Origin of the sequence: Corallococcus sp. 4LFB (genome assembly GCF_046520365.1) — a bacterium.
Taxonomy (GTDB): Bacteria; Myxococcota; Myxococcia; order Myxococcales; family Myxococcaceae; genus Corallococcus; species Corallococcus caeni.
Genome location: NZ_JBKGHJ010000558.1, coordinates 1 through 5,019, shown reverse-complemented (window position 1 = coordinate 5,019; position 5,019 = coordinate 1). Strand labels below are relative to the sequence as shown.

Below are 5,019 nucleotides of genomic sequence, written 5' to 3'. Positions count from 1 at the left end.
GCCGTCGAGCGAGACCGAAAAGGGCTCCGGACCCGCGAGCGGCCCTGGCCGCGTGGCGGGAGGCCGTGGGCGAGGCGCACGTCGTCGTGGACCCCGAGGCGCTGGAGGCCGCCGGGACGGCCACCTTCGCCACCACCCAGCGCATCCCCGCCATCGTGCGGCCCGCGGACACCGCCCAGGTGCAGGCGTGCCTGCGCATCGCGAGCGCGCACCGCGTGCCGGTGTACCCGGTGAGCGCCGGCCGCAACTGGGGCTACGGCTCGCGAGTGCCCCCCGGCGACGGCAGCGTGCTGCTGGACCTGGGGCGCATGAACCGCGTCCTCGCGCACGACGAACAGCTGGCGTACCTCACCGTGGAGCCGGGCGTGACGTTCCGCCAGGCCGCCGCGTACCTGCGCGAGCGCCAGTCCTCCAACTTCATCACCACCATCGGCGGCTCGCCGGACGCGAGCCTGGTGGGCAACGCGCTGGAGCGCGGCGACGGGCGCGGCCCCCACGCGGACATCTTCCAGCACGTCTGCGCGCTGGAGGTCGTCCTGCCCACGGGGGAGCGCATCGAGACGGGCCACGCGCGGTTCCCCGGCTCGCGCGCCGCGCCCGTCTTCCGCTGGGGCCTGGGCCCGGTGCTGGACGGGCTGTTCAGCCAGTCGTCCTTCGGCGTGGTGACGCGGATGACGTTCTGGCTGGCGCGCAAGCAGCCCTGGCTGCGCGAGTTCGTCTGCGCCGTGAACGACGACGCGCAGCTCTGGGACATGGTGGACCGGCTCCAGGCGCTGGCCCTGGACGGCACCCTCAAGGGCAGCTTCTTCTTCTGGAACGACATCAAGGCCTTCAGCGTCACCCAGCAGTACCCCTACGCCGCCGTGGGCCGCACGCCCCTGCCGGACTGGGCCCGCGAGAAGTTCCGCGAGGGCTTCGGCCGCTGGGCCATCAGCGGCACCCTCACCGCCCCGGACGCGGAGTTCGGAGCCCTGTTGGAGAAGCGGCTCGCGCGGGCCCTGGAGGGCGCCTTCCGCCCGCTGTCCTTCGGGCCGCCCGTCCTGGACGGCGACGGCGGCTTCCAGGGCGTCCCCTCCGAGGCCAACCTCGCCATGACCTACTGGCGCAAGCGCACGCCCCAGCCCGAAGACCCGAACCCGGACCGGGACCGCTGCGGCTTCATCTGGTGCTGCGTCGCCGTCCCCTTCACCGGACAGGAGGCGAAGCGCGCCACGGACATCGCCGACCGCGTCCCCCGCCTCTTCGGCTTCGAGCCCAACCTGGCCCTCCTCGCCTTCTCCCCGCGCTGCCTCTACCTCATCACCGCGCTCGCCTATGACCGCGACGCGAAGGGCGAGGACGCCCGCGCCCAGGCCTGCTACCGCGCCCTCACCCGCGAGCTGGCGGACGCCGGGTACCACCTGACCCGAGCCGGACTCCAGGCCCAGGGAGCCACACCGCCCGTGCGGGACGACTCCACGGAGGTGGGCCGGCGGCTGAAGGCGGCGTTGGACCCCGAGGGAATCCTGGCTCCCGGGAGATCCGAGCCCTGAGGCGCGGCCCGGGGCTCGGATGGATCATCGAAGAAAAAGAGGGGCGGAAACTTTCCGGGGGGCGCCGCCGATAAAGTCTCAAGTCACAAGATTCCCCACCGCGCCTCGCGCCGCCGGAGCCCGCTCCCATGTCCATCGAGACCAACCGCTACCGCCCCGTGTTCCGGAACACCACCACGAAGCCCCCGGAGCACGGCAAGCTGGTGCGGAGGGAGGTCCAGGCGCACAAGGAAGGCCGGGCCCAGGGCGAGGCGACCCTCGACCTGAACCGCGGCGTGCAGGGCAACCGCGTCAGCACCAGCAACCAGGCGAACCCCAACACCACCGCGGACATCCACAAGCAGCTGGAGACCAGCCGCTTCGAGCAGACGGTGGCGCAGGGCGAGTGGAACAAGAACTGGACCGCCGCCTCCGGCTCCCACACCTCCGGTGACGTGAACGGCAACTTCCACAACACCGTGGAAGGCCAGGTGCTGACGGCGGACGTGGCCGCGCAGGGCAACGTCTCCATCGACCCGCTGCACGGCAAGATTGGCGCGCAGGGCTCCGTGGACGTGCAGGCGGACCTGGTGCGCGGCTCCGTGGAAGGCCACGCGGACAGCGCGCTGGGCCGCTCCGAGTGGGGCGCGGAGGGCAACATCGGCGCCGAGGCGACCGCCACGGGCCAGGTGGTGCTGGACCCGCTGCACGGCCAGGCCGCGGCCTCCGTGCACGGTGAGGCCTTCGCCGGCGCCCGCGCCAGCGCGGAGGTCAGCCAGGAGATTGGGCCCGCGACCGTCACGGCCGGCGCGGAGGCGTTCGCCGGCATCGGCGTGGAGTTCGAGGCCAACGTCGGCCTGAAGGACGGCAAGCTGTCCGCCAACTTCGACGTGGGCGCGGCGCTGGGCATCGGCGCCAGCCTGGAGTTCGGCTTCTCCGTGGACGTGGGCAAGATTGGCGACGCGGCGAAGAGCGCCGTCGAGGGCGTGGGCAACGCGGTGCAGAACGTCGGCGAGGGCATCAAGAACGTCGGCGAGGGCATCAAGAACGTGCTGAGCCACTGGTAGTCCCAGCGCCCTTCGCATCCGACGCTCTCCCCAGGGCCTCGTCCATCCGGGCGGGGCCCTTCCTTTTTCCCCGTTGCTCGACAGCCCCCGCCCCCTGGGGGACACTTTCCATCATGAACTCTCTGGAAACCCTTCTCGCGCAGGGCCAGGTGGCCCAGGCCAGGGCCGAGGCCGAGAAGCTCCTCGCGAAGAACCCCCACCACCGCGACGCGCTGGTGGTGATGGCCAAGCTGGCGCTGGTGGAGAACAAGGTCCCCCAGGCCGAAGCGCTGCTCGCCAAGGCGGAAGCCCAGGGCGCCACGGGGGAGACCGGCCTCGTGCGCGCGAACATCGCCGCCCAGAAGGGCCAGCTCGACGCCGCCCTCAAGGCCTACCAGGGCGTGCTCGCGCTGGAGCCCAACCGCCCGGAGGCGCACTTCGGCAAGGGCATGATGCTGATCAAGCAGGACAAGGCGCCCCAGGCGCTGGAGGCCCTGTCCCAGGCCGCGAAGCTCGCGCCCCAGAACCCGGTGTTCCGCTACCGGCTGGGCCAGGTGCAGCTGGAGGCGGGCAAGACGGACGCGGGCCTGGCCACGCTGCGCGAGGTCCTCACGCTGGCGCCGCGCTTCGTGCCCGCGTACCTCAGCCTGTCGCACGCGCTGTCCTCCCAGGAGAAGCTGGTGGAGGCGCGCAAGGTGCTGGAGCAGGGCCTCAAGGCGGTGCCCAACCAGCCGCGCCTGCTCGCGTCCGTGACGGTGCTGTCCATGGCGCTGCGCGATTTGCGCACGTCCTACCAAGCGGCCTCCGCGCTCGCGGCCCAGCGCCCCAAGGACGCGGACGCGCAGGCGAACCTCGCGCAGCTGATGCTGGCGCGCGGTCAGATTGAGCAGGCCCGGCACCTGTGCCAGACCATGGCGTCGCTGGGCGTCGCCAGCGAGTCGCTGAAGATGGCGGAGGCCACCTGCCACGAGGCGCTGGAGCCGCCCGCGTACGACAAGGCCATCACCGCGTACGAGCAGGGCATGGGCCTGGCGCCGGACGGCTGGCGCGCGGCGAACAACCTGGGCCAGCTGCTCTTGCGCATCCCCGCGGAGCCCGCGAACGCGAACCTGCCGCGCGCGGTGACGGTGCTGGAGGAGGCCGTGCGCCGCGCCCCGGACCGCCCGGAGCCGCTGCTCAACCTGGCGCTCGCGCAGGCGCGCCTGGGCCAGGAGGCGAAGGCGAAGGAGCTGGTGCAGAAGGTGCTCGCCATGCCGCTGGCGGAGGACACCGACCTGCACGAGGAGGCCGTGCGCCTCTCGCAGGCGCTGTCCAAGGCCTGAAGCACCCCCGGACACCACCGGCCGGACGTGTCCCGCGCTATTCGTTGAAGTCGAGCGTGGGCACGTCCTCGTCGCCGGACGCCGCCTGGTACACGTGCCAGGCGGTGGCCAGGTCCTGGAAGGGCAGGCCCACCCCGGCGAACACCGTCACCTGCTCCGGGGACGTGCGCCCGGGCTTGAGGCCCGCGAGGACCTCGCCCAGCTCCGCGTGGATGGCGGCCTCCGTGAGCCCCACCGCGCCCGCCGCGCCGGTGGACACGGTGAGCGCGCGGTGGTCGCAGACGAACAGCGACTGCTCCAGCAGGTCCTGGGACAGCTCCGCCTTGCCCGGCTCGTCCGCGCCCAGCGCGGTGATGTGCGTGCCCGGCTTCACCAGGCCCGCGTGCAGGAAGGGCTGGTGGCTCCACGTGGCCGTCACGATGATGTCCGCGTCCGCTACGGCATCCGCCACGGACGTCTCCACGTGCACGGGCAGGCTCAGCTCCTGGTACATGCGCTGCGCATAGGCGTTCGCGTGCGCGAGGTTCGTGTCGTGGACGCGCACCTGGCTGAGCGTGCGCACCAGCCGCAGCTGCTTGAGCTGGAGCACGCCCTGGCGGCCGGCGCCAATCACCGCCACGCGCGTCGCGTCCGGCCGGGCCAGCACGTCCGCGGCCAGCGCGCCCACCACGCCGGTGCGCACGGCGGTGAGGTGGCCGGAGTCCATCACCGCGAGCAGCCCTCCGGTGACGAGGTCGTGCAGGTGCACCACGCCCTGGATGGCGGGCTTCTGCCCGGGGAACTTCGCGTGCACCTTCACGGTGTACGCGGGGATGCCGGGCACGCAGCCGGGGAAGAGCACCAGCGCGGTGCCCTCCGCGTGCAGCGGCGCGCGCACGCGCTGCGGGCCACCGTGCGGGCCAGGACGTCGGTGCGGAAGGCCTCGCGCAGGTCGTCCAGCAGCAGGAGTGCCTGGATGTTGCGGGCCACGGCGGAGCGGTTGAGCAGGAGGGTGGGCATGCTTTGCCGGCCACCCTACCCGAGCGCCCGCATGCCCTGGAGCGGGATTGTCCCCGGGGGCGGCCGAGCGCACGAAGGTGAACGGCGCGCGGGCGGTCCGTCCGGAGGCCCGCGGCGGAGGCCCGCGGCCGGGCGCTCGTG

5 protein-coding genes are annotated in these 5,019 nt (G+C 72.8%); 3 read left to right on the top strand and 2 right to left on the bottom strand.

Going from position 1 to position 5,019, the window contains the following annotated elements:
- The 3 genes from ACLEQD_RS36760 to ACLEQD_RS36750 form a co-directional block, all read left to right on the top strand.
- Positions 1–1,532, top strand: a 1,532-nt coding sequence (locus ACLEQD_RS36760) for an FAD-binding oxidoreductase (RefSeq protein ID WP_410390554.1), incomplete at its 5' end; no start/stop codon positions are given.
- 128 nt (positions 1,533–1,660) lie between these two features.
- Positions 1,661–2,578: a hypothetical protein gene (locus ACLEQD_RS36755; protein ID WP_410390553.1), complete on the top strand. Its 918-nt coding sequence runs from the start codon at positions 1,661–1,663 to the stop codon at positions 2,576–2,578.
- A gap of 113 nt (positions 2,579–2,691) precedes the next feature.
- Positions 2,692–3,879: a tetratricopeptide repeat protein gene (locus tag ACLEQD_RS36750; RefSeq protein ID WP_410390552.1), complete on the top strand. Its 1,188-nt coding sequence runs from the start codon at positions 2,692–2,694 to the stop codon at positions 3,877–3,879.
- 37 nt (positions 3,880–3,916) lie between these two features.
- On the opposite strand, the gene ACLEQD_RS36745 is transcribed toward ACLEQD_RS36750, so the two are convergent.
- The gene (locus tag ACLEQD_RS36745; RefSeq protein WP_410390551.1) at positions 3,917–4,756 is read right to left on the bottom strand and encodes an ornithine cyclodeaminase family protein; all 840 of its coding nucleotides are present in this window, start codon (positions 4,754–4,756) and stop codon (positions 3,917–3,919) included.
- A complete protein-coding gene (locus ACLEQD_RS36740; RefSeq protein ID WP_410390550.1) occupies positions 4,675–4,878 on the bottom strand; it encodes a hypothetical protein in 204 nt (67 codons plus the stop codon). Before ACLEQD_RS36740 ends, ACLEQD_RS36745 begins: the two co-directional genes overlap by 82 nt.
- Positions 4,879–5,019: the final 141 nt, after the last annotated feature.